The 23,996-nt window shown below is 50.5% G+C and carries 20 protein-coding genes and 1 pseudogene; 18 read left to right on the top strand and 3 right to left on the bottom strand.

What is annotated here, in order from left to right; all coding sequences use genetic code 11:
- Positions 1 to 56 precede the first annotated feature (56 nt).
- The 14 genes from ispU (at position 57) to tilS (ending at position 16,670) form a co-directional block, all read left to right on the top strand.
- Positions 57 to 818, top strand: coding sequence for a (2E,6E)-farnesyl-diphosphate-specific ditrans,polycis-undecaprenyl-diphosphate synthase (gene ispU / locus DES54_RS05180; protein ID WP_113865538.1), 762 nt, complete (start codon positions 57 to 59; stop codon positions 816 to 818).
- A 9-nt stretch (positions 819 to 827) separates the two neighbouring features.
- Positions 828 to 1,685 carry a phosphatidate cytidylyltransferase gene (cdsA, locus tag DES54_RS05175; protein WP_113865537.1) on the top strand — a complete coding sequence of 286 codons (858 nt, stop codon included), beginning with the start codon at positions 828 to 830 and terminating at the stop codon, positions 1,683 to 1,685.
- A gap of 16 nt (positions 1,686 to 1,701) precedes the next feature.
- Positions 1,702 to 3,057 (top strand): sigma E protease regulator RseP, encoded by a 1,356-nt coding sequence (gene rseP, locus DES54_RS05170; RefSeq protein ID WP_113865536.1) that lies wholly within the window; start codon positions 1,702 to 1,704, stop codon positions 3,055 to 3,057.
- Positions 3,058 to 3,092: 35 nt separating this feature from the next.
- Positions 3,093 to 5,522: an outer membrane protein assembly factor BamA gene (gene bamA / locus DES54_RS05165; RefSeq protein WP_113865535.1), complete on the top strand. Its 2,430-nt coding sequence runs from the start codon at positions 3,093 to 3,095 to the stop codon at positions 5,520 to 5,522.
- 128 nt (positions 5,523 to 5,650) lie between these two features.
- On the top strand, positions 5,651 to 6,148 hold the full coding sequence (skp, locus tag DES54_RS05160) for a molecular chaperone Skp (RefSeq protein WP_113865534.1): 498 nt from the start codon (positions 5,651 to 5,653) through the stop codon (positions 6,146 to 6,148).
- Positions 6,149 to 6,151: 3 nt separating this feature from the next.
- Positions 6,152 to 7,174 carry a UDP-3-O-(3-hydroxymyristoyl)glucosamine N-acyltransferase gene (gene lpxD / locus DES54_RS05155; protein ID WP_113865533.1) on the top strand — a complete coding sequence of 341 codons (1,023 nt, stop codon included), beginning with the start codon at positions 6,152 to 6,154 and terminating at the stop codon, positions 7,172 to 7,174.
- Between the two features lie 72 nt (positions 7,175 to 7,246).
- Complete coding sequence (fabZ, locus tag DES54_RS05150; protein ID WP_205680183.1) at positions 7,247 to 7,735, top strand: 3-hydroxyacyl-ACP dehydratase FabZ; 489 nt, start codon at positions 7,247 to 7,249, stop codon at positions 7,733 to 7,735.
- Between the two features lie 4 nt (positions 7,736 to 7,739).
- On the top strand, positions 7,740 to 8,528 hold the full coding sequence (gene lpxA / locus DES54_RS05145) for an acyl-ACP--UDP-N-acetylglucosamine O-acyltransferase (RefSeq protein WP_113865531.1): 789 nt from the start codon (positions 7,740 to 7,742) through the stop codon (positions 8,526 to 8,528).
- A gap of 3 nt (positions 8,529 to 8,531) precedes the next feature.
- A complete protein-coding gene (lpxB, locus tag DES54_RS05140; RefSeq protein WP_113865530.1) occupies positions 8,532 to 9,680 on the top strand; it encodes a lipid-A-disaccharide synthase in 1,149 nt (382 codons plus the stop codon).
- Positions 9,677 to 10,273, top strand: a complete 597-nt coding sequence (gene rnhB / locus DES54_RS05135) for a ribonuclease HII (RefSeq protein ID WP_113865529.1) — start codon at positions 9,677 to 9,679, stop codon at positions 10,271 to 10,273. Before lpxB ends, rnhB begins: the two co-directional genes overlap by 4 nt.
- 79 nt (positions 10,274 to 10,352) lie before the next feature.
- Entirely contained in the window at positions 10,353 to 13,835 is a 3,483-nt protein-coding gene (dnaE, locus tag DES54_RS05130) for a DNA polymerase III subunit alpha (RefSeq protein WP_113865528.1), read from the top strand.
- Positions 13,836 to 13,847: 12 nt separating this feature from the next.
- Positions 13,848 to 14,807 carry an acetyl-CoA carboxylase carboxyl transferase subunit alpha gene (gene accA / locus DES54_RS05125; RefSeq protein ID WP_113865527.1) on the top strand — a complete coding sequence of 320 codons (960 nt, stop codon included), beginning with the start codon at positions 13,848 to 13,850 and terminating at the stop codon, positions 14,805 to 14,807.
- A gap of 156 nt (positions 14,808 to 14,963) precedes the next feature.
- Positions 14,964 to 15,353 carry a VOC family protein gene (locus DES54_RS05120; protein ID WP_113865526.1) on the top strand — a complete coding sequence of 130 codons (390 nt, stop codon included), beginning with the start codon at positions 14,964 to 14,966 and terminating at the stop codon, positions 15,351 to 15,353.
- A 3-nt stretch (positions 15,354 to 15,356) separates the two neighbouring features.
- Positions 15,357 to 16,670, top strand: coding sequence for a tRNA lysidine(34) synthetase TilS (gene tilS / locus DES54_RS05115; RefSeq protein WP_113865525.1), 1,314 nt, complete (start codon positions 15,357 to 15,359; stop codon positions 16,668 to 16,670).
- Between the two features lie 85 nt (positions 16,671 to 16,755).
- Here the strand turns inward: tilS and rof are convergent, their stop codons facing one another.
- Together rof and DES54_RS05105 are read right to left on the bottom strand one after the other, a co-directional pair.
- Positions 16,756 to 17,016, bottom strand: a complete 261-nt coding sequence (gene rof / locus DES54_RS05110; protein WP_113865524.1) for a Rho-binding antiterminator — start codon at positions 17,014 to 17,016, stop codon at positions 16,756 to 16,758.
- Positions 17,003 to 17,203, bottom strand: coding sequence for a YaeP family protein (locus DES54_RS05105; protein ID WP_109052818.1), 201 nt, complete (start codon positions 17,201 to 17,203; stop codon positions 17,003 to 17,005). Before DES54_RS05105 ends, rof begins: the two co-directional genes overlap by 14 nt.
- 237 nt (positions 17,204 to 17,440) lie before the next feature.
- Here DES54_RS05105 and DES54_RS05100 point away from each other — a divergent pair, with 237 nt between their 5' ends.
- Entirely contained in the window at positions 17,441 to 17,989 is a 549-nt protein-coding gene (locus DES54_RS05100; RefSeq protein ID WP_113865523.1) for a YaeQ family protein, read from the top strand.
- 57 nt (positions 17,990 to 18,046) lie between these two features.
- Here the strand turns inward: DES54_RS05100 and mutS are convergent, their stop codons facing one another.
- Positions 18,047 to 20,635, bottom strand: coding sequence for a DNA mismatch repair protein MutS (mutS, locus tag DES54_RS05095; RefSeq protein ID WP_338075493.1), 2,589 nt, complete (start codon positions 20,633 to 20,635; stop codon positions 18,047 to 18,049).
- Positions 20,636 to 20,759: 124 nt separating this feature from the next.
- On the opposite strand from mutS, the pseudogene DES54_RS05090 reads away from it, so the two are divergent.
- The 3 genes and pseudogenes from DES54_RS05090 to DES54_RS05080 all read left to right on the top strand — a co-directional run.
- Positions 20,760 to 22,194, top strand: a pseudogene (locus tag DES54_RS05090) (tyrosine-type recombinase/integrase).
- A 25-nt stretch (positions 22,195 to 22,219) separates the two neighbouring features.
- Complete coding sequence (locus tag DES54_RS05085) at positions 22,220 to 23,677, top strand: DUF2971 domain-containing protein (protein WP_113865522.1); 1,458 nt, start codon at positions 22,220 to 22,222, stop codon at positions 23,675 to 23,677.
- 156 nt (positions 23,678 to 23,833) lie between these two features.
- Positions 23,834 to 23,996 (top strand): transposase (locus DES54_RS05080; protein ID WP_147247260.1); only part of this gene is annotated, 163 nt, incomplete at its 3' end.

Here is a 23,996-nt window from a genome sequence, read left to right as displayed (position 1 = left end):
GTCTGATGTTACGGAAGGACTGTTGTATTTCTTACTTGAGGAAATAAGTACGCGTTATGCCGTCCGATAATCAAAAAAATGTCGATAATCTGTCGTTTGCCAGGCCGCGGCATGTTGCCATCATTATGGATGGGAATGGTCGCTGGGCGAAAAACCGAGGAAAACTACGGATATTCGGCCATCAGGCTGGAGTGAAATCTGTACGTCGGGCGGTGAGTTTCGCCGTTAGCCATGAACTTGATGCATTAACGCTTTACGCGTTCAGCAGTGAAAACTGGAACCGCCCCGCCCAGGAAGTGACCGCATTGATGGAGCTTTTCGTCCGTGCGCTGGATAGTGAAGTAAAAAGTCTGCATAAACATAATGTTCGCTTGCGCATCATTGGCGATATCAGCCGTTTTGGTCCGCGTTTACAAGAACGTATTCGCCGTTCGCAAGCGCTGACAGAAAATAATCAGGGCCTCACACTGAATATTGCCGCGAATTATGGCGGCCGTTGGGATATCATTCAGGGAGTAAGGCGGCTTGCAGAGCAGGTGCAGGAAGGCACATTACGTCCTGACAGCATTGATGAAGAGGCTTTATGCCAATATATTTGCCTGAACGAACTGGCCCCGGTCGATTTGGTAATCAGAACCGGTGGAGAACATCGCATAAGTAACTTTTTATTGTGGCAGATCGCTTACGCCGAGCTTTATTTTACCGATGTCCTCTGGCCTGATTTCGATGAACAAGTTTTTGAAGGTGCGCTGAATGCATTTGCTCAACGCGAGCGTCGCTTCGGGAGAACAACACCTATCGATGCGGATGCATCCTAGGGGGAACTTTTGCTGAAGTATCGCCTGATTACTGCTTTAATTTTAATTCCGATCGTTATTGCGGCATTGTTTTTGCTGCCCCCGCTTGGATTTACGCTGGTTACGCTGGCCGTCTGTATGCTGGCCGCCTGGGAATGGGGACAACTGTCAGGGTTTGTGTCCTATAGTCAGCGGCTCTGGCTGGCTATTTTGTGTGGTTTCTTACTGGCGCTAATGCTGCTGACCCTTCCAGCTTATCATTATTCGGTTTATGTTCCGCAAATCAGCGCAGCGCTTTGGGTCGCGTTGATCTGGTGGAGCGTTGCGTTATTTCTGGTTCTGTTTTATCCCGCTTCCGCATCGTTGTGGCGACACTCACGCATTTTGCGGCTGGTGTTCGGGCTTGTTACGATCGTGCCTTTTTTCTGGGGCATGGTCGCGCTGCGTCAATATAACTATGATGTGAATCCTTTTACCGGCGCATGGTGGTTGTTATACGTTATGTTGCTGGTGTGGGGCGCGGACAGCGGTGCTTACCTGTTCGGCAAACTGTTTGGCAAACGTAAGCTGGCGCCAAAAGTTTCACCGGGAAAAACCTGGGAAGGTCTTATCGGCGGGCTGGTCACATCGGCGGTGATTTCCCTGTTGTTCAGCCGTTATGCGCCGTTGACGGTATCGTCATCAACATTGCTGGTTTGTTCCATCGTGGCGGCGTTGGCTTCGGTGCTGGGTGATTTAACCGAAAGTATGTTCAAGCGGGAGGCCGGGATTAAAGACAGCAGTCATTTGATTCCCGGACACGGCGGCGTATTGGATCGCATTGATAGCCTGACAGCGGCCGTACCGGTATTTTCCTGTCTGATGTTGTTGATATTTAAAACTGTTTAGGATGAAACGGTAAAATATGATGAATTTCCTCTGGAGTCTGGCCGCTTTTATTATCGCGCTGGGTGTGTTGATTACCGTGCATGAGTTTGGTCACTTCTGGGTTGCTCGTCGTTGTGGCGTCAAGGTTGAGCGTTTTTCTGTCGGCTTTGGCCGGGCCTTGTGGAGTCGACGGGATCGACTCGGCACGGAATATGTGATCGCGCTGATCCCGTTTGGCGGCTATGTCAAAATGCTTGATGAGCGCGTCGATACCGTCGCGCCAGAACTTCGCCACCAATCATTTAATAGCAAGACTGTCTGGCAGCGTGCTGTTATTGTCAGCGCAGGGCCTATTGCCAATTTCCTTTTTGCCATCGTTGCGTATTGGCTGGTATTTATTATCGGCGTCCCTGGCGTCAAGCCAGTGATTGGTGAAATATTGCCCAACTCCATCGCTTCCCAGGCGGAAATGTCGGCAGGAATTGAACTAAAGTCGGTTGACGGCATCGAAACGCCTGACTGGGATACGGCGCGTCTGGCGCTGTTAGGCAAGATCGGCGGGCATGAAGTTGTGATTGATGCCGCGCCTTTAGGTTCCAGTCAAATCGTGCGGAAAACGCTGGATTTGCGTGACTGGCAGTTCGAGCCGGATAAGCAGGATCCGGTGATGTCGCTGGGGATGGTGCCTCGCGGACCGCAGATTGAAGCGGTGCTGACTCAGATCCAATCGGGGTCGGCGGCGGAAAAAGCGGGTTTGCAAGTTGGAGACAGGATAGTTAAAGTCGGCGGGCAGGATTTGACGCGCTGGCGTGATTTTGTCGCCGCCGTGCGTGATAATCCGGGGCAACCTATTGCGTTGGATGTCGAAAGGGGCGGATCAACATTGCCTCTGACGCTGACGCCGGACAGTAAATCTGTCGGCAATGGCAAGGTAGAAGGACTGGCGGGCGTGTTGCCGAGTGTGGCGCCGCTGCCTGAAGAATATAAAACGGTGCGTCAGTACGGGCCGTTTAGCGCCATCTATCAGGCGACGGATAAAACCTGGCAATTGATGAGATTGACCGTCAGTATGTTGGGCAAACTGGTAACGGGTGATGTTAAGCTGAATAACCTGAGCGGTCCGATTTCGATCGCGCAGGGAGCGGGAATGTCGGCGGATTACGGATTAATCTATTACCTGATGTTTTTGGCCTTGATCAGCGTCAATCTGGGGATCATCAATCTGTTCCCTCTGCCGGTGTTGGATGGTGGACACCTGCTCTTTCTTGCCGTTGAAAAAGTGAAGGGCAGGCCGGTTTCTGAGCGTGTGCAGGACTTTAGTTACCGCATCGGCGCTGTATTGCTGATGTTGTTAATGGGGTTCGCACTTTTCAATGATTTCTCTCGCCTCTAGGCGCGGGATTAGGTTAGGAAAAACGCATAACAACGATGGCGATGAAAAAGTTGCTCATAGCGTCGCTGCTGTTTAGCAGCGCCACCGTATACGGTGCAGACGGGTTCGTAGTGAAGGACATTCATTTCGAGGGCCTGCAACGGGTTGCCGTCGGGGCGGCATTACTCAGTATGCCGGTCCGTGTTGGCGATACCATCAGCGATGATGATATCGGTAATACTATCCGTGCCTTGTTCGCTACCGGAAATTTCGAAGATGTCCGGGTCCTGCGTGATGGTGAAACGCTGATCGTGCAGGTGAAGGAGCGTCCGACCATCGCCAGCGTCACTTTCTCCGGCAACAAGTCGGTAAAAGACGACATGCTGAAGGAGAATCTGGAAGCGTCAGGCGTGCGGGTTGGCGAAGCGCTGGATCGCACAGCGCTTTCCAGCATCGAGAAAGGTCTCGAGGATTTCTACTACAGCGTGGGCAAATACAGCGCGTCGGTGAAGGCCGTCGTCACGCCGTTGCCCCGTAACCGCGTCGACCTGAAACTGGTGTTCACGGAAGGCGTTTCCGCCAAGATTCAGCAAATCAATATTGTCGGTAATAAAGCCTTCAGTTCCGATGAACTGATTTCCCGCTTTCAACTGCGTGATGAAGTGCCGTGGTGGAACGTGGTGGGCGATCGCAAATACCAGAAACAGAAGCTGTCGGGTGATTTGGAGACGCTGCGGAGTTTCTACCTTGATCGCGGCTATGCCCGTTTCAATATTGATTCGACGCAGGTCAGCCTGACGCCTGACAAAAAAGGCATCTACATCACCATCAACATGTCGGAAGGCGATAAATACACGCTTTCCGGCGTGGTGGTTAACGGTAACCTGGCCGGTCACTCCGCGGAAATTGAAGGATTAACGAAAATCGAGCCGGGCGAGTTGTATAACGGCGCCAAAGTGACCCGAATGGAAGAAGACATCAAAAAGCTTCTGGGCCGCTATGGTTACGCTTATCCGCGTGTTGTCACTCAGCCGGAAATCAATGATGCCGATAAGAGCGTGAAACTGAACATCAATGTTGATGCCGGTAACCGCTTTTATGTCCGCCGAGTCCGTTTCGAAGGTAACGATACCTCCAAAGATTCTGTCCTGCGCCGTGAAATGCGTCAGATGGAAGGCGGCTGGTTAGGTAATGATCTGGTTGAGCAGGGTAAAGAGCGTCTTAACCGTCTGGGGTACTTTGAAAGCGTCGACGTGGAAACGCAGCGCGTACCGGGGACTGCCGATCAGGTGGATGTGACCTATAAAGTCAAAGAGCGTAACACCGGTACATTTAATTTTGGCGTAGGTTTTGGTACGGAAAGCGGCGTCAGCTTCCAGGCCGGCGTCCAGCAGGATAACTGGCTGGGCACAGGTAACTCCGTGGGCATCAGCGGTACGAAAAACGATTATCAGACTTATGTTGAATTGTCGCTGACCGATCCCTATTTCACGGTCGATGGCGTCAGCCTCGGTGGTCGTATCTTCTACAACAAATTTGAAGCCTATGATGCGGATCTGTCCGACTATACCAATGTCAGCTATGGCATTGGCAGTACGTTGGGCTTCCCGATCAACGAAAATAACTCGCTGCGTTTAGGGTTGGATTATGTTCACAATGACCTGTCGGACATGAAACCGCAGGTTGCCATGTGGCGTTATCTGGATTCAGTCGGTGTTAACCCGGATGTCGTTACTGAAAACGATAAATCCAGCGCTGACTTCAAAGCGAATGATTTCTTCCTCAATACCGGTTGGTCGTACAACAATCTGGATCGCGGTTATTTCCCGACCAAAGGGTCGCGTGCGTCCGCCAACGCCAAAGTAACCATCCCTGGTTCGGATAACGAATACTACAAGCTGACGTTTGACTCGGCGACCTATTATCCGTTAAGTGACAGTGGACAATGGGTCATTATGGGTCGCACCCGCGCGGGTTATGCCGATGGTCTGGGCGGTAAGGAAGTGCCGTTCTACGATAACTTCTATGCGGGTGGTTCGAGTACGGTGCGCGGCTTCCAGTCGAATACCATCGGCCCTAAAGCGGCATATTATCAATGCGCTTCCGGCGCGGCTTCTTACGCAAATTGCCCGATTGATAAAGACAATCTGGATGATGCGATCGGTGGTAACGCTATGGCGGTCGTTAGCGCCGAACTGATCGTGCCGACGCCATTTATCAGTGACAAGTATGCCAACTCGGTTCGTACTTCATTCTTTATTGATGGCGGTACGGTTTGGGATACCAACTGGGAAAACACCCAGGCCACGATTGATGCGGGCGTGCCCGATTACAGCAAACCGGGCAATTTCCGCGTTTCCAGCGGGATCGCCTTGCAATGGATGTCTCCGCTTGGGCCATTGGTGTTCTCCTATGCCCAGCCGGTTAAAAAATACGATGGAGACAAGTCGGAACAGTTCCAGTTTAATATTGGCAAAACCTGGTAATGTGACGTCGGAAGGTCGTATGCAAGACAAATCGTATGGCGGAAGTAGCCAGGGATCCTGATAATGCTATGACGCTATACACATTGAATGTGTCAAGACACAAATTAGGTTAGGTTGAGGAGTTTATAGTGAAAAAGTGGTTGTGTGCCGCAGGCCTCGGTTTAGCATTGGCTGCCTCTGCAAGCGTTCAGGCTGCCGATAAGATCGCGGTTGTTAACGTATCGAGCATTTTCCAGCAGTTACCGCAACGTGAAACGGTCGCCAAACAACTTGAGAACGAGTTCAAAGGCCGCGCTTCCGAGTTGCAGACAATGGAAAACAGCTTACAGACCAAAATGCAGAAGTTGCAGCGTGATGGTTCTACCATGAAAGCGAGCGATCGCAGCAAAATGGAAAAAGACATCATGGCGCAACGGGAGCAGTTCTCTACAAAAGCGCAGGCTTTTGATCAGGATAACCGCCGTCGCCAGATGGAAGAGCGTAATAAAATCCTGAGCCGTATTCAGGATGCGGTAAAATCGGTTGCCAGCAAAGAAGGTTATGATGTTGTGATTGACGCCAACGCCGTTGCGTATGCCGCCAATGCAAAAGACATTACCGCCGATGTGCTGAAACAGGTTAAATAATACATGTATTCAATTCGACTGGACGCGTTAGCCCAACAGTTGGATGCACAATTACACGGTGATGGCGATCTCGTCATCACCGGCGTTGCTTCTATGCATTCGGCAAAGGCAGGACAGATTACGTTTCTGTCTGACAGCCGCTATCGTGAGCAATTGACGGGAACTCAGGCTTCTGCCGTGGTGCTGACGGAAGCGGATTTACCTTACTGTCAGGTTGCTGCGCTGGTAGTGAAAAATCCTTATCTGACTTATGCGCGCATGGCGCAGTTGATGGATGCCACGCCACAGCCGGCAGCGGATATCGCGCCCAGCGCGGTGATTGCGCCAGACGCTGCATTAGGCAAACAGGTGGCGATCGGCGCAAACGCGGTGATTGAATCCGGCGCGCAACTGGGTGACGGTGTGATCATCGGTCCGGGTTGCTTTATTGGTAAAAATGCCCGCATTGGCGCTGGCACCCGGCTTTGGGCGAATGTCACGATTTATCACAATGTTGAACTGGGTGAACAGTGTCTGATTCAGTCTGGTGCGGTGATCGGCGCTGATGGTTTTGGTTATGCCAACGATCGCGGTAATTGGATCAAGATCCCGCAACTGGGCACGGTCAGAATTGGCGACCGGGTTGAAATCGGCGCCAGCACCACGATCGATCGCGGCGCGTTGGACGATACTATCATCGGCAACGGCGTCATCATTGATAATCAATGCCAGATTGCGCACAACGTGCTGATTGGCGACAATACGGCGGTCGCAGGCGGCGTCATTATGGCGGGTAGCCTGAAGATTGGCCGTTATTGCATGATCGGCGGCGCCAGTGTGATTAACGGACACATGGAAATCTGCGATAAAGTGACCGTAACGGGAATGGGAATGGTCATGCGACCAATTACCGAACCTGGAGTATACTCGTCAGGCATTCCGCTACAACCCAATAAAGTTTGGCGTAAAACTGCGGCGCTGGTGTTGAATATTGATGATATAAGCAAACGGTTGAAAGCCGTTGAACGAAAAGTCGATAACCGCTAATCATTGGCGTTTTCTTATTTGCGGCCTGCCTGAAGATCCCCCTTTTTAGGGTCTGAGCAGGCCGTGTTGTTGATGGCATCAGTTTTTTTGGACAGGAAGAGTATTTTGACTACTGACACTCATACTCTGCATATTGAAGAGATTTTGGAATTATTACCGCACCGTTTCCCGTTTTTACTGGTTGATCGTGTATTGGATTTTGAAGAAGGGAAATTTTTACGGGCGGTGAAAAACGTTTCTTTCAATGAACCTTTCTTTCAGGGGCATTTCCCAGGAAAACCGATTTTCCCTGGCGTGCTGATTCTGGAAGCGATGGCGCAGGCAACGGGGATTCTGGCGTTTAAAAGCGTCGGTAGACTGGAGCCAGGTGAGCTTTATTACTTTGCGGCAATTGATGAGGCGCGCTTTAAGCGCCCTGTGCAGCCAGGGGATCAAATGATCCTGGAGGTTGAATTCATTAAAGAGCGTCGCGGCGTTGCACGCTTTAAAGGTGTAGCCAAAGTTGATGGTGAAGTAGCCTGTGAAGCGTCAATGATGTGTGCTCGTCGTCGGGAGGCCTGATATCGTGATTGATCAAACCGCCTTTATTCACCCCAGTTCCATTGTTGAAGACGGCGCCATAATTGGTGCCGGTGTTCGTATTGGCCCATTCTGCTATATCGGTGCTCAGGTTGAGATCGGTGCGTGGACGGTGCTGAAATCGCATATTGTGGTCAACGGTATTACCCGGATTGGTCGCGATAATCAAATCTACCAATTCGTCTCCATTGGCGAAGTGAATCAGGATTTGAAATACGCAGGAGAACCGACTCGCGTTGAGATCGGCGATCGCAACCGTATTCGCGAAAGCGTCACCATCCACCGTGGCACGGAGCAGGGCGGCGGGTTGACTAAAGTCGGTAGCGATAACCTGCTGATGGTCAACGCCCATATCGCGCACGACTGCGTCGTTGGCGACCGTTGCATTTTTGCTAATAACGCGACATTGGGCGGCCATGTTTCCGTTGATGATTTCGCCATCATCGGTGGTATGACGGCGGTGCATCAGTTCTGTATTATCGGCGCACATGTGATGGTCGGCGGTTGCTCTGGCGTCGTACAGGATGTTCCGCCTTATGTGATTGCGCAAGGCAACCATGCCACTCCGTTTGGTTTGAACATTGAAGGGCTGAAGCGGCGCGGTTTTAACAAAGACACCCTGCATGCGATCCGCAATGCTTACAAACTGCTTTACCGCAGCGGGAAAACGCTGGATGAGGTGAAACCGGAGATCGAAGCGCTGGCGGTGCAGCATCCCGCGGTTCAGGCGTTTATCGATTTCTTCGCGCGTTCTACCCGCGGCATTATTCGTTAAGCTATGTCGAAACGCCCTTTAGTGATCGGATTAGTCGCCGGAGAAACCTCCGGCGATATTCTTGGCGCGGGCCTGATCCGCGCCCTGAAAGTACGGATGCCGGATGCACGTTTTGTCGGCGTCGCCGGGCCGCGTATGCAGGCTGAAGGTTGCGAAGCCTGGTACGAAATGGAAGAACTGGCCGTCATGGGCATCGTTGAGGTGCTTGAGCGGTTGCCGCGTCTGCTCAAAATCCGCCGGGATTTGACCCAACGTTTCACCGAGCTCAAGCCGGATGTTTTTGTCGGGATTGACGCGCCTGATTTTAATATCACGCTGGAAGGGAAGCTGAAACAGCGCGGCATCAGTACGATCCATTATGTCAGCCCGTCGGTCTGGGCCTGGCGTCAAAAGCGCGTTTTCAAAATAGGTAAAGCGACCAATCAGGTTCTGGCCTTTCTTCCTTTTGAAAAAGCGTTTTACGATCGTTTCAATGTTCCCTGCCGTTTTATCGGCCATACCATGGCGGACGCGATGCCACTGCACCCGGATAAAATAGTGGCGCGAGCTACATTGGGCATTAAGCCGGACGCCTTGTGTCTGGCGTTGTTGCCGGGCAGCCGCGGTGCTGAAGTTGAAATGCTGAGCGCGGATTTTCTTCATACGGCTGTGCTGTTGAAGCAGCGGTTCCCGGCGCTGGAAATTGTGGCGCCGCTGGTTAACAGTAAACGTCGCGAGCAGTTTGAACATATAAAACAGGCGGTAGCGCCTGATTTGCCGGTACATATGCTGGATGGTCAGGCGCGGGAGGCGATGATCGCCAGCGATGCCGCGTTACTGGCTTCAGGCACGGCGGCGCTGGAATGTATGCTGGCCAAATGTCCGATGGTGGTGGGCTATCGCATGAAGCCCTTCACTTTCTGGCTGGCGCGGAAACTGGTGAAAACGCCGTGGGTGTCCTTGCCGAATCTATTGGCTGGATGCGAACTGGTGAAGGAGCTGCTACAGACTGATTGCACGCCGGATAAACTGGCTGAAGCGTTACTGCCCTGGTTGACGGATGCCGCCAAGACAGCGGAGCTACAGACAACGTTTTTGGCGTTGCACCAGCAGATTCGCTGTAATGCGGACGAGCAGGCGGCCCAGGCGGTACTGGAATTGGTAAAATCATGAATGAGGTGTTTCTCTACCCGCAGGCGCACTGCATTGCGGGCGTTGATGAAGTTGGGCGCGGGCCGTTGGTTGGCGCGGTGGTGACCGCTGCGGTTATCCTTGATCCGACCCGTCCGATTATCGGTTTGGCTGATTCAAAGCAGCTAAGCGAAAAACGACGTCTAGCGCTTTATGATGAAATCAAAGAGAAGGCGCTATCCTGGAGTCTGGGACGCGCCGAGCCTGAAGAAATCGATCAACTGAATATTCTGCATGCTACCATGCTGGCAATGCAGCGTGCGGTTGCCGGACTGACAATCACGCCTGATTTTGTGCTGATCGATGGTAATCGCTGTCCTGCTTTGCCTATGCCGGCGCAAGCGGTGGTGAAAGGCGATAGCCGTGTGGCGGAAATCAGCGCGGCTTCCATCATGGCGAAGGTCACGCGCGATCGTGAAATGGTGGCGTTGGATAAACTTTTCCCTGCATATGGTTTTGCGCAGCATAAAGGTTATCCGACCGCCTTTCATTTAGAGAAACTGGCGTTGTTTGGCGCCACCGCGTTCCACCGTCGGAGTTTCGCGCCGGTTAAACGGGTGTTGGGGCTGGCGTAAAACGCCGTCATCATTAACTCTCAATGCTGTGATGTCATTATTGCAGCGCTGACTAATCGATAAATTCTGGGATCTGGAGATGGCCGAACCACGTTTTGTTCACCTGCGTGTTCACAGTGACTATTCCATGATCGATGGTCTGGCAAAGATCGGGCCGCTGGTCAAAAAAACGGCGTCGCTGGATATGCCGGCGCTGGCGATCACCGATTTCACCAATCTGTGCGGACTGGTGAAGTTTTATGGCGGCGCGCACGGCGCGGGCATCAAACCCATTATTGGCGCCGATGTGTTGGTCGCCAGTGAAGAACTGGGCGATGAACTGGCGCAGCTTACGATACTGGCGATGAACAATGAGGGATACCAGAATTTAACCCTGCTGATTTCACGCGCTTATCAGCGTGGCTATGGTGCGGCTGGCCCGACAATCGATCGTGCCTGGCTCATTGAGCATCAGCACGGTCTGATTCTGTTATCGGGCGGACGTCATGGCGATGTCGGCAAGTTCATGCTACGCGGCAACCAGACGCAGGCCGAGCAGTGTCTGGCGTTTTATCAACAGTACTTCCCTGACCGTTATTATCTGGAATTGATCCGCACCGGTCGTCCCGACGAAGAAAGTTATCTGCATTCCGCTATTGCGCTGGCGACCAAACACGGCATTCCCGTGGTGGCCACCAACGATGTGCGTTTTATCAGTGAAGAAGATTTCGACGCGCATGAAATTCGGGTTGCTATCCACGACGGTTATACGCTCGACGATCCCAAACGTCCTCGCAATTACAGTCCGCAGCAATATATGCGCACGGCAGATGAAATGTGCGAGCTCTTTGCCGATGTGCCGGAAGCATTAGTCAACAGCGTCGAAATCGCCAAACGTTGCAACGTTACCATCCAATTGGGCGAATACTTCTTGCCGCAGTTCCCCACCGGGGACATGAGCACCGAAGACTATCTGGTCAAACGCGCAAAAGAGGGACTGGAAGAACGCCTCGAATTTCTGTTTCCTGAGGCGGAAGTCCGCGCACAAAGACGCCTCGAATATGATGAGCGTCTGGATATCGAGCTTGGCGTTATCAACCAGATGGGGTTCCCCGGTTACTTCCTGATCGTGATGGAATTTATCCAGTGGTCCAAGGATAACAATGTCCCGGTGGGGCCGGGACGAGGTTCCGGCGCCGGATCGCTGGTGGCTTATGCGCTGAAAATTACCGATCTTGACCCGCTGGCATTCGACCTGCTGTTCGAACGTTTCCTTAATCCTGAACGTGTCTCCATGCCTGACTTTGACGTCGATTTCTGCATGGAAAAACGCGATCTGGTGATTGAACATGTTGCGGAAATGTATGGCCGCGATGCGGTTTCGCAGATTATTACGTTCGGTACGATGGCGGCGAAAGCGGTTATCCGCGATGTGGGCCGGGTGCTGGGCCATCCTTATGGTTTTGTCGATCGTATTTCCAAACTGGTGCCGCCCGATCCGGGAATGACGCTGGAAAAAGCCTTCGCCGCCGAACCTCAGTTGCCGGAGATTTATGAGGCTGACGAGGAAGTCAAAGCCCTGATCGATATGGCGCGCAAGCTGGAAGGGGTGACGCGCAATGCCGGGAAACATGCCGGCGGGGTGGTGATATCGCCCACCAAAATCACCGATTTCTCGCCGTTGTATTGCGATGCGGAAGGTAATCATCCGGTTACCCAGTTTGATAAGAGCGATGTGGAGTACGCCGGACTGGTTAAGTTCGATTTCCTTGGCCTGCGCACGCTGACCATCATCGACTGGGCGCTTGAAATGATCAATGCCCGGCGGGCGAAACAGGGGCTTGAGCCGATAGATATCGCCGCGATCCCGCTTGATGACAAGAAGAGTTTTGACATGTTGCAGCGTTCGGAAACCACGGCGGTATTCCAGCTTGAATCGCGCGGCATGAAAGATTTGATCAAACGCCTGAAGCCCGACTGCTTCGAAGATATGATCGCATTGGTGGCGTTGTTCCGTCCCGGCCCGTTGCAGTCCGGCATGGTGGATAACTTTATCGACCGTAAGCACGGACGTGAGGCGATCTCTTACCCTGATATCGAGTGGCAGCACGAATCGCTCAAACCGGTGCTGGAACCGACCTATGGTATTATTCTGTATCAGGAACAGGTGATGCAGATTGCTCAGGTTCTGGCTGGCTATACGCTGGGCGGCGCTGACATGTTGCGGCGGGCGATGGGTAAAAAGAACCCGGTCGAAATGGCCAAGCAACGCGGCGGTTTTGAAGAAGGGGCCAAATCGCGCGGTGTGGATGGCGAACTGGCGGTTAAAATTTTCGACCTGGTGGAGAAATTCGCGGGTTACGGCTTTAACAAATCGCACTCGGCGGCCTATGCGCTGGTTTCCTATCAAACCTTATGGCTGAAAGCGCACTATCCCGCGGAGTTTATGGCGGCGGTGATGACCGCCGATATGGACAACACCGATAAGGTGGTGGGGTTGGTTGACGAATGCTGGCGGATGGGGTTAAAAATCCTGCCGCCGGATATCAATAGCGGGCTTTACCATTTTCACGTCAATGATGAAGGTGAAATCGTTTACGGCATCGGGGCGATCAAAGGCGTCGGCGAAGGCCCGATCGAAGCCATTATCGAGGCGCGTAACCGGGACGGTTATTTCAAAGAACTGTTTGATCTTTGCGCCCGGACGGACATCAAGAAACTGAACCGTCGGGTATTGGAAAAGCTGATTATGTCCGGGGCGTTTGATCGTCTTGGGCCGCACCGCGCCGCGCTGATGAATTCGCTGGGCGATGCGCTCAAAGCAGCCGATCAGCATGCCAAAGCGGAAGCCATCGGTCAGGTTGATATGTTTGGCGTGCTGGCGGAAGCGCCCGAACAGGTTGAGCAATCCTACAGCACGGTTCCGCCGTGGCCGGAACAGGTGGTGCTGGATGGCGAACGGGAGACGCTGGGGTTGTATCTGACCGGCCACCCGATCACGCAGTATCTTAAGGAGATCGAACGCTATGCCGCCGGTTTGCGTTTGAAAGATATGCACCCGACGGATCGGGGCAAAATGACCACTGCCGTCGGGCTGGTTTTAGCGGCCCGCGTCATGGTGACTAAGCGGGGAAACCGCATTGGCGTTTGTACGCTGGACGATCGTTCCGGTCGCCTTGAAATTATGCTGTTTACCGATGCATTGGAAAAATATCAGCATTTATTGGAAAAAGACCGTATTCTGATCGCCAGTGGACAGGTCAGCTTTGATGACTTTAGCGGCGGACTTAAAATGATGGTCCGCGAATTAATGGATATCAGCGAAGCGCGGGAAAAATATGCGCGCGGGCTTGCTATCTCGCTGACTGACAGGCAAATTGATGACCAGCTATTAAACCGTCTTCGTCAATCGTTGGAACCCCATCGTTCGGGGACGATCCCAGTGCATCTCTACTACCAGCGGGAAGATGCGCGAGCCCGGTTACGTTTCGGCGCCGCATGGCGTATAACGCCGACGGAGTCGTTACTCAATGAGTTGCGCACATTAGTGGGTAATGAGCAGGTGGAACTGGAATTTGACTAATATAGGAATACTATGAGTCTGAATTTTCTTGATTTTGAGCAGCCGATTGCAGAGTTGGAAGCGAAAATTGACTCGCTGACCGCAGTCAGCCGTCAAGACGAAAAATTAGATATTAATCTGGACGAAGAAGTACAGCGTCTGCGTGAAAAGAGCGTTGAACTGACGCGTAAAATCTTCTCCGATCTTGGCGCCTGGCAAGTCGCGCAATTGGCGCGTCACCCGCAGCGTCCGTACACGCTTGATTATATTAAGCATATCTTTACCGACTTTGATGAATTAGCGGGCGATCGCGCCTATGCAGACGATAAAGCGATTGTCGGCGGCATTGCGCGGCTGGATGGGCGTCCGGTGATGATCATTGGTCATCAGAAGGGACGCGAAACCAAAGAAAAAATTCGTCGCAACTTCGGCATGCCCGCCCCGGAAGGTTACCGCAAAGCGTTGCGCCTGATGGAAATGGCTGAACGTTTCAACATGCCGATTATCACCTTTATTGATACGCCGGGCGCTTATCCTGGCGTTGGCGCGGAAGAGCGTGGTCAGTCCGAGGCGATTGCGCGTAACCTGCGTGAAATGTCGACGCTGCGGGTGCCGATTGTCTGTACCGTGATTGGCGAGGGTGGTTCCGGCGGCGCGCTGGCTATTGGTGTCGGCGATAAAGTGAACATGTTGCAATACAGCACCTATTCCGTGATTTCCCCGGAAGGTTGTGCCTCAATTTTGTGGAAAAGCGCGGACAAAGCGCCATTAGCCGCAGAAGCGATGGGCATTACGGCGCCGCGTCTGAAAGAACTGAAACTGATTGATTCGGTTATCCCTGAACCGTTGGGATCGGCGCACCGCAATGTTGCTGCGATGGCGGCGTCCTTGAAAGCACAACTGCTGGCCGATCTGCTCGATCTGGATAGCCTGAGCGAAGAAGAACTGTTGAACCGTCGTTATCAGCGGCTGATGAATTACGGCTACTGCTGATTTTATTCATAATGCCGTCATTCAAAAGTCCGCTGTCAGCAATGAGAGCGGACTTTTGCTATGCTGACGACGATCTGAGACGATGCGGAAAGGCGCGTCCGGCTGCTGGTCTGCGATTATCACCAAATTCGTCATATATCGTACAAACAGGTGATCATGCTAAAAATACTCGATATTCATCATGTGGCGATTATTTGCGCTGACTATCAGCGCAGCAAGGCATTTTACTGTGATGTGCTGGGTTTTTCGCTGAAAAACGAGGTATATCGCGCCGGGAGAGATTCGTGGAAAGGCGATTTGTCGTTGAACGACCGTTATGTCATCGAACTGTTTTCCTTTCCTTCTCCACCGCCGCGGGTCACTCAGCCTGAAGCGTGCGGCCTGCGACATCTGGCTTTTGCTGTTGAGAATGTCGGGCAGGCGATGGCTTCGCTGGCTGATGCCGGTGTGAACTGCGAACCAGTGCGTATCGATCCTGAAACGCAGCGGCGATTTACTTTTTTCTGCGATCCCGATGGATTGCCCTTAGAACTGTATGAGGTTTAACCCGTGAAGAACACGGAAACCTTACTCAACGCGGTAGCTGAATGTACCGCAGGCCATCGGCAGATCCTGGTGGCGTATAGCGGTGGATTGGATTCCAGCGTGTTATTGCATCTTCTGGTTACGTTACGCCAGCGCGATGAGCGGGTTATCCGCGCCGCGTATGTGCATCACGGCCTGAATCCGCTGGCGGACAGTTGGGCGGAACATTGTCGGCAACGCTGCCAACAGTGGCAGGTGCCGTTTGCTTCGTTGCCTGTCGCCGTGGATGCGCAAAACGGGGGGATTGAAGCGGCGGCGAGGACGGCGCGTTATCAGGCGTTGAGCGCACATTTGCACCGCGATGAAATCTTGCTGACAGCACAGCATCTTGATGACCAGTGCGAGACTTTTTTGCTGGCGCTCAAACGCGGCAGCGGGCCAGCCGGTCTTTCCGCCATGGGCGTTAGCGCGTCGCTTGCTGAGCACCGCTTATTACGACCATTGTTAGGTTTCTCCCGTCAGCAGTTGGAGCAATACGCTACGCGGCATCAACTAAGCTGGATTGAAGATGACAGTAATCAGGACGAACGCTTTGACCGGAATTTTTTGCGGCGTCAGATCCTGCCGCCGCTGACAGCGCGTTGGCCGCATTTTCCCACCGCCGTGGCGCGTAGTGCGCAACTGTGCGCCGAGCAGGAACAACTGCTGGATGAACTGCTGGCTGAATCGCTGCATGCATTACGTCAGTCTGACGGGGCGCTGAGTATTGAGGGATTGCGTCCGTTGAGCCCAGCGCGGCGCGGCGCATTACTGCGTCGTTGGCTATCGGAGCATGATGTGCCAATGCCGACACGTGGCCAATTACAGCGATTATGGCATGAGGTGGCGATCAGTCGTCAGGATGCCGAGCCGCTGCTACAGCTTGGTCGATGGCAAATCCGGCGCTTTCGTCAGCATCTTTATGCGCTGCCGCTGATGTTATCGCTGAAACGCTGTGTATTACCGTGGCAACCGCTATGGGGGCCGTTGACCTTGCCGGATGGATTGGGATCGCTGGCATTAGCGCAACACGGAACCGCGATACGCGTGCCGCGAGCGGATGAGCCTGTCAGCATCCGCTTTACGGTAACTGGCATGATCCATATGGTTGGCCGATCGCGTGGGCGTCAGATCAAGAAACTCTGGCAAGAACTGGAGGTGCCGCCGTGGTGCCGCGACAGAACGCCATTGGTGTTTTATGGCGACCAATTGATCGCCGCACTGGGACGGTTCGTCACCTGGGAAGGTCAGGCGGAAAAACAGCGTCCCTGCTGGCATATCGCCTGGCGAAAAAATTGAGTCATTTTTGCTAAAGGTTGAAATGAAAACGGACAACCAGGGGGTGTTCACAGGTTGTCCGTTTTGCAGGAAAGCGGGCGGGGCGTCAGGATTCGCTGACGACGACTTTTCCTATTTCGGGATGGCTGAAGCTGACGATGTGATCCAGTCGCAGTTCGCGTGTCGAACCCGCTTCTTCGATCACCAGGTATTCCACATGTTTACGCGAGATCATATCACTGGCTTTGCCGGTAACGATCTCACCATTACGCAGTTCCAGCGTCAGCGTTAAATTCTGCTGACAGGTCGCTTCCAGGTTGTCGTAATCATCACAGTTGATGGGTTGATATTCGTTACTCATTGACATAATCGCTCACCAATAAGTTAGCGGCGGCGTAGGCCGCCTGTTCCCTGACAGAGGATGGCAATGCCGTATTCGCAGCGATTTCATCCAGGGTTTTCAATACACAACCCAGCGCGTCGGGTATATAGCCCAGATCGCCACTGGCGATCTCTGCGTATAAGCGGCGTACTAATTCACAGTATTGCTGCACTATATCCTCCCTTCAAAGCTTAACCCGGTAGACATTCATGCATCATCACTTTGACGGCACCTGATGTTATAAGCCCTTTAAGATAAACTCTTTATCTAAACGACTATAGCATAGGCTCCGGCAGGATATCAGTATTCCTCAGACACCTAATCCACCCATTATGTGGCGAATATCACCATTACTGTGAGGATAGTACGAACTCAAGTACACTGTGGGCGGATAAATACGAGGTAACAGATGGCATTAAAAGCAACGGTTTACAAAGCAACCATTAATATTGCGGACATGGATCGCCATTTTTTCCATGATGCCAGCCTGACTATCGCCCAACACCCTTCAGAAACCGAGCAACGCATGATGCTGCGCTTGCTGGCCTGGATCGGTCATGCGGATGAAAACTTGCGCTTCACCAAAGGATTGAGTGCTGATGATGAGCCTGAAATCTGGTTGCGTAATGACACGATGGAACTTGAATTATGGATTGAGTTAGGGTTACCGGATGAACGGCGCTTGAAAAAAGCGTGTAATCAATCCCGTTCGGTGGTGTTGTACGCCTACAGCGAGCGTGCCGCGCAGGTGTGGTGGCAAAATATCGCGGATAACGTTGCCGGATATAAAAACCTGACTATCCGTTTTCTTGATGATCGCCAGTTAGCTCAGCTTGCTACTCTGGTCCAACGGAACATGACATTACAGGCCACTTTGCAGGAAGGTACGATCTGGCTGTCGGATGATAAGAATAGTCTGGAAATTACCTTTGCCGACTGGCAAATTGCCCGCATATAACAGGGAGAAATCAAGGTGCCGCGATAGGCACGGCGCCTTGATTTCTCTTCGTCCCGCTTACAGCATTTTCTTCAATTGATACAACCAGTCCAATGCCTGACGTGGCGTCAGCGCATCGGGATCGATTGATTCCAACGCGTCCAGCGCCGGTGAAGATGCTTCTTGCCCCAGTAAGGCCAGTTGCGCGCCGTCAATATGGCTGGCGGATGCGTTGTTGGATAGCGTCTCCAACTCTTTGAGCTTTTGGCGCGCTCGCTTTATTACATCTTTCGGGACACCGGCTAAGGCCGCCACCGCCAGCCCATAACTCTTGCTGGCGGCGCCGTCCTGAACGCTGTGCATAAATGCGATGGTATCGCCATGCTCGCGCGCGTCCAGGTGCACATTGAAAACGCCTTCCATTTTTTCAGGCAAGTTGGTCAATTCAAAATAGTGGGTTGCGAACAGCGTCATGGCTTTGATGCGGTTAGCCAGATTTTCAGCACAGGCCCAGGCTAAGGATAAACCGTCATAGGTTGAGGTTCCGCGACCGATCTCGTCCATCAGCACCAGACTGTTTTCCGTGGCATTATGCAGAATATTGGCGGTTTCCGTCATTTCCACCATGAAGGTTGAACGACCGGAGGCCAGATCGTCCGCGGCGCCAACACGGGTGAAGATGCGATCCACCGGACCGATAACGGCATGATCAGCAGGAACGAAGCAGCCAATATGCGCCATCAGTACGATCAGCGCCGCCTGACGCATATAGGTGCTCTTCCCGCCCATATTCGGACCAGTCACGATCAGCATGCGACGCTGAGGGGAGAGCGCCAGCGGATTCGAGATAAAGGGTTCGCTGAGAACCTGTTCCACTACCGGATGACGACCGCCGCTAATCTTGATGCCGGGTTTATCGCTGAGCGTCGGACACACATAGTTCAGCGTATCCGCGCGTTCCGCCAGATTCGCCAGCACATCCAACTCGGCGAGGGCCGCCGCGCTTTGCTGAAGTTCGGCCAGATGGGGTAGCAGCAGGTCGAACAATTCTTCATAAAGGGCTTTTTCCAATGCCAGCGCTTTGCCTTTGGATGTCAGCACCTTATCTTCATATTCTTTCAGTTCAGGAATAATATAGCGTTCGGCATTTTTCAGCGTTTGGCGTCGCACATAATGTATTGGCACCAAATGGCTTTGGCCGCGACTGACCTGAATATAATAGCCATGTACGCCATTAAAACCGACCTTAAGCGTATCCAGCCCCAGCTTTTCACGTTCACGGATTTCCAGCTTGTCCAGATAATCGCTGGCGCCGTCAGCCAACGCCCGCCATTCATCCATTTCGGCATGATAACCCGGCGCGATTACGCCGCCGTCACGAACCAGTACCGGCGGCGTTTCGACGACGGCGCGCTCAAGCAGATCCTGCAACGCGTCGAATTGACCAATCTGATCCACCAACTGTCGGATAGCGTCGGTTTCCAACGGGGCCAGTTGCGCCCGAATAGCGGGAAATTGCTGGAAAGCGTGACGCATGCGCGCCAGATCGCGCGGACGGGCAGTGCGCAGCGCCAGACGCGCCAGAATTCGCTCCAGATCGCCGACCTGCCGTAGATAAGGCTGCAAATCTGGCGCAATGTCCCGTAACGTGCTGATAGCCTGCTGACGCCGTGTCAACGCGGCGATCTCCCGGATCGGCATATGGATCCAGCGTTTCAACATCCTGCTGCCCATGGGGGTTACGGTGCGATCGAGCACCGCCGCCAGTGTATTTTCTGTTCCGCCGGACAGATTCTGCGTCAGTTCCAGATTACGCCGGGTGGCGGCATCCATGATGATGCCGTCCTGCTGCCGTTCCATGGTGATGCCGCGAATATGCGGCAGAGACGTGCGCTGGGTATCTTTGGCGTATTGCAGCAAGCAACCGGCTGCTCTCAGCGCCAGCTTCGCCTGTTCAACGCCAAATCCGCTGAGATCGCGCGTACCAAATTGCAGATTGAGTTGCTGACGGGCGGTATCCAGTTCAAATTCCCATAATGGGCGGCGGCGCAGACCGTGACGATGTTCAATCAACGGCATGGATTCAAACGATTCCGGATAAAGCAATTCGGCTGGATTGGTGCGTTGCAACTCGGCAGCCATGGTTTCCTGATCGCCCGGTTCGGCAACCCGGAAACGGCCGGAACTGATATCCAGCGTGGCATAGCCGAATCCACGGCCATCCTGCCAAATCGCAGCCAACAGGTTGTCCTGTTTTTCCTGCAATAAGGCTTCGTCGCTGATGGTGCCGGGGGTCACGATACGTACCACTTTGCGTTCTACCGGTCCTTTGCTGGTGGCCGGATCGCCGATCTGTTCGCAAATAGCGACTGACTCGCCCAGTTGCACCAGCTTGGCAAGATAGTTTTCAACCGCGTGGTGCGGGACGCCGGCCATGGGAATCGGCTCGCCGGCGGAAGCGCCGCGTTTGGTCAGGGAGATATCCAGAAGCTGAGAAGCGCGTTTGGCGTCGTCATAGAATAGCTCATAGAAGTCGCCCATACGGTAGAACAGCAGAATTTCCGGGTGTTGCGATTTCAGCTTGAAGTACTGCTGCATCATCGGTGTGTGGTTTTCCGTGCCTTTAATTATAACATTTTTGTCGTTGATTTTACTGTATTTTTCCATTTTATAAAGCTCTGGAGTGAGTGTGTTTTGGTATACATAAACACACGCACTGCAAAAAATGTATACTATATGTATATCAGCCACTCTTGCTGCTGAACAAAAAAAGAACTGGTATACAAATCATATGAAAATCAATCTAAATCAACAGCTTGTAGCTAAGACATTATCTATTGATTATAAGCCGAAGATCTTAACTGACGGCCAATTGATCTTTGAACTGAACGAAGACCGTAAACCGTACTTTATCACAGATGCTCATCGTGACGCGCCAGTCGGGTTTGGTGTAAAGGTTTCAACCAACAAGAAGGTTTACTATATCCAGAGAAGGGTTTCTGACTCGGATTCTGGAATGCAAGTGATTCGGGCTACTCTTGGTAGCGTTAGCGACTTTGATAACATTGCACAAGCCCGTGATGAAGCCCGTCGTTATGTTCAACAGATGAAACAGACGAAGCGTAATCCAAATAAAGTCAAACGTGAAACACATGCTTCGGAACTAATGATAAAAGAGATCTTCGAGCAATACAGAAGGCATTTAACTACACGCTCAAAGCCAGCTAAACCCAATACTTTAATTGTCTTCGATAAAGCACAAAATAGGCTATCTGATTGGGCTAAATTACGAGTTAAAGATCTCACTGGGAATGAGATCCTAAAAAAGTTTGACGAAATATCAGTTAAAGCACGGACTGCCGCAGAACAAACATTTAGATGGATCAATGTTGCAGTGAAATATGCTATTGAGATTGAGGCTATTAATGCACAAACACAACAAAGACAGTCTAGCATTATTTATAATCCATTTACAATTTTGGCGGTGCAGAAAAAAATATAGAACACGTTCAGAGTTAGAAGATAGTTATAGAGAAAAGAACATCCGAAACCCTCTATCACCTCGCGATACTTTAAAACAGTTCCTAGATGCACTTTATTATAAAAGGTTTACTAACAGGTTAGGTGCTGACTATTTACTCGTGACAATTCTATCTGGGACAAGGAAAGAAGAATCAGCATCATTATGTTGGCGTGAAAAGTTAACAGATGAAGAAGCTAAGCGAACGAACTACGTAGACCTTAATAACAGGATACTTTTTTTCTATGATACTAAAAATAGGAATAATCATACGTTGCCTATATGCGATGCAATGTATCGTATTCTTGATGAAAGAAGGTCTTTGATCAACGAAGTTAGTATTGGTTCTATTGGAAAAGAAAAATATGTCTTTCCAGCGAGATCAAAGTTTAGCAAAACAGGGCATTATTCGGATTCGAAAGAACTACGTATTAAAATCTGCGAGGAAGCTGGAATCGTTAAGTTAGGTATGCATGATTTAAGGAGAACATTCGGACGCATTGCAGAAGAGCTAACCTCTTATGCAGTAGTCAAAAGGTTGCTAAATCATAGAAATACTGTTGATCCAACTGAACGTTATGCGGAACCTGAGTTTAAAAGGCTAAGAGAAGCTTTACAAAGGATTGAACTAAACATATTATCAAAATCACCTATTTTATATAACTCTTTGTTAGCATCTAAAGAATATCCGCCATTACCCCTTTAATTTATTATTTAATTATGGAGATGATATGACTAAGGATTTTTATAGGTTTAGAAGTGTTGAAAAACTGATTGGTGAAAAATACAAAGAGTTAGAAAAGCAAGTTATTTATTTTGCTGAACCATCGTCATTAAATGATCCAATTGAAGGGTTTAGGGATTTTTTTTGGGACGGGGATGAGATAATTTGGAATAACTTATTTAAACACTATTTGTTTTGCCTCGAACGAAGTTATTCTTTATTATGGATATCAGGGGAAGAACATCCGCTGTCAGAAGAAGATATACCAGTGTTGACTGACTTTACATTTCCAATACCTGAGTATGAAAAATTATTTAATGAAGTATCAGAATCATTCTTTTCAAAAGAAATAATAATAAATCTAATAAATGCTATTTCTAAAAGAAGCTCTGCCGTAAGACGAAATGAATTATTTTTTTATATTAGGATGGTGCATTTTTTAGCAATTGACATCATTCATAGTTGTTATCAGAAAAATGGATTAGTTCCGCAAGATAATGCTACGCCTGATATAGATTATGAAAAGCCAATAAAGGATGTAATTGATTCTGGTTTTATTAATAATATTGAAGAAAATGTAAAGTCAGAAGATATTGATACTTTATTCGCAGATCAAAAGCATACGTTGGGGCAATTAGATATAATAAACTACTTAACCAATAAAACATCTACAAAGACTAAAAATAAGAACTTGGTTTTCTTGGTTTTCTTGGTTTTCTTGGTTTTCTTGGTTTTCTTGGATTTCCCTAATGAATATATCCAACAATTGGAAAAGCTAGTCTTCCCAAACTGGTATACAGCTTGTTTTATGTCAGAGTGTAGAAACTCATCAGTTTGGGGGAGCTATGGTGATAACCATACAGGAGTATGTCTAATCTTTAATGGTGAAGAAAAAAACGGAGAGCATTTTATAAATTTAAAAAGTAAAGTAGGGCATGGAATGAACGGTGCAGTTTACGATAATGTGCTGCATAAATTACATGCGATAGACTATGTGAAAGGCTACGGTGAAGTTGATTTCTTCAGGAAGTTAGGGCGATTACCGATACCAACCCTCAATAAAGTTTGGTACTCCTTTGAGGGTGAAATGAGTTTGTGTGCGAAGCAGATGAATGAATCAATCTCATTATGGAGAGAAAATTACTGGAAGGAATTTTATAGAGATATTACAGTTAAATCCAAAGATTGGGAATACGAAAATGAGTACAGAATGATAATTTCAGATATGTTTTCAGAACATAATAAATTAGCTGACAGACTGTTGCCTTATGATTTTCATTCATCGAAAGGTATCATATTTGGTATCAAAACTAAACTGGATGACAAAATAAAAATCATGAAAGTTATCGAGAAGAAATGTGTAGAGTCAGGAAGAGAAGATTTCAAATTCTATCAGGCTTTTTACGATAAAAATAGGAAGGACATTTCTTTTAGTGAGTTGGGTTTGATAAAAATAAAAGTTTAAATTTTTTAAATAGGAATATGGGAAGTCTGAACCATAATTATCTTAACTTATTTACTAATTGTCTTTCTATGATCATCAATGGCGCTTGCTAACCCCCCCTGTCAGGATAGATGGCACTCCCTACTGAAAATCTAATTGGGGGTAGTGGAGCCTGACATGAAACGTTATTCACCTGAACGTAAAGCTGCTGTTTTGGACAAATTATTACCTCCTCACAACATGACTGTTAGCGCACTTGCACAGCAAGAAGGAATATCGGAAGCTACCCTTTACAACTGGCGTATTCAGGCCAAATTGGAGGGAAAGCCCGTGCCCGGAG

The sequence above is a fragment of the Brenneria salicis ATCC 15712 = DSM 30166 genome (assembly GCF_003315515.1).
In the GTDB taxonomy this organism is placed as follows: domain Bacteria; phylum Pseudomonadota; class Gammaproteobacteria; order Enterobacterales; family Enterobacteriaceae; genus Brenneria; species Brenneria salicis.
This window is presented reverse-complemented; position numbering and strand designations above follow the sequence as displayed.

Excerpts from the sequence above, each read along its gene's own strand:
- ispU (WP_113865538.1), top strand. The coding sequence starts at position 57 with ATGCCGTCCGATAATCAAAAAAATGTCGATAATCTGTCGTTTGCCAGG.
- rseP (WP_113865536.1), top strand. The coding sequence starts at position 1,702 with ATGATGAATTTCCTCTGGAGTCTGGCCGCTTTTATTATCGCGCTGGGT.
- bamA (WP_113865535.1), top strand. The coding sequence starts at position 3,093 with ATGGCGATGAAAAAGTTGCTCATAGCGTCGCTGCTGTTTAGCAGCGCC.
- lpxD (WP_113865533.1), top strand. The coding sequence starts at position 6,152 with ATGTATTCAATTCGACTGGACGCGTTAGCCCAACAGTTGGATGCACAA.
- fabZ (WP_205680183.1), top strand. The coding sequence starts at position 7,247 with ATGGCATCAGTTTTTTTGGACAGGAAGAGTATTTTGACTACTGACACT.
- lpxB (WP_113865530.1), top strand. The coding sequence starts at position 8,532 with ATGTCGAAACGCCCTTTAGTGATCGGATTAGTCGCCGGAGAAACCTCC.
- rnhB (WP_113865529.1), top strand. The coding sequence starts at position 9,677 with ATGAATGAGGTGTTTCTCTACCCGCAGGCGCACTGCATTGCGGGCGTT.
- dnaE (WP_113865528.1), top strand. The coding sequence starts at position 10,353 with ATGGCCGAACCACGTTTTGTTCACCTGCGTGTTCACAGTGACTATTCC.
- accA (WP_113865527.1), top strand. The coding sequence starts at position 13,848 with ATGAGTCTGAATTTTCTTGATTTTGAGCAGCCGATTGCAGAGTTGGAA.
- DES54_RS05120 (WP_113865526.1), top strand. The coding sequence starts at position 14,964 with ATGCTAAAAATACTCGATATTCATCATGTGGCGATTATTTGCGCTGAC.
- rof (WP_113865524.1), bottom strand. The coding sequence starts at position 17,016 with ATGTCAATGAGTAACGAATATCAACCCATCAACTGTGATGATTACGAC.
- DES54_RS05100 (WP_113865523.1), top strand. The coding sequence starts at position 17,441 with ATGGCATTAAAAGCAACGGTTTACAAAGCAACCATTAATATTGCGGAC.
- mutS (WP_338075493.1), bottom strand. The coding sequence starts at position 20,635 with ATGGAAAAATACAGTAAAATCAACGACAAAAATGTTATAATTAAAGGC.
- DES54_RS05085 (WP_113865522.1), top strand. The coding sequence starts at position 22,220 with ATGACTAAGGATTTTTATAGGTTTAGAAGTGTTGAAAAACTGATTGGT.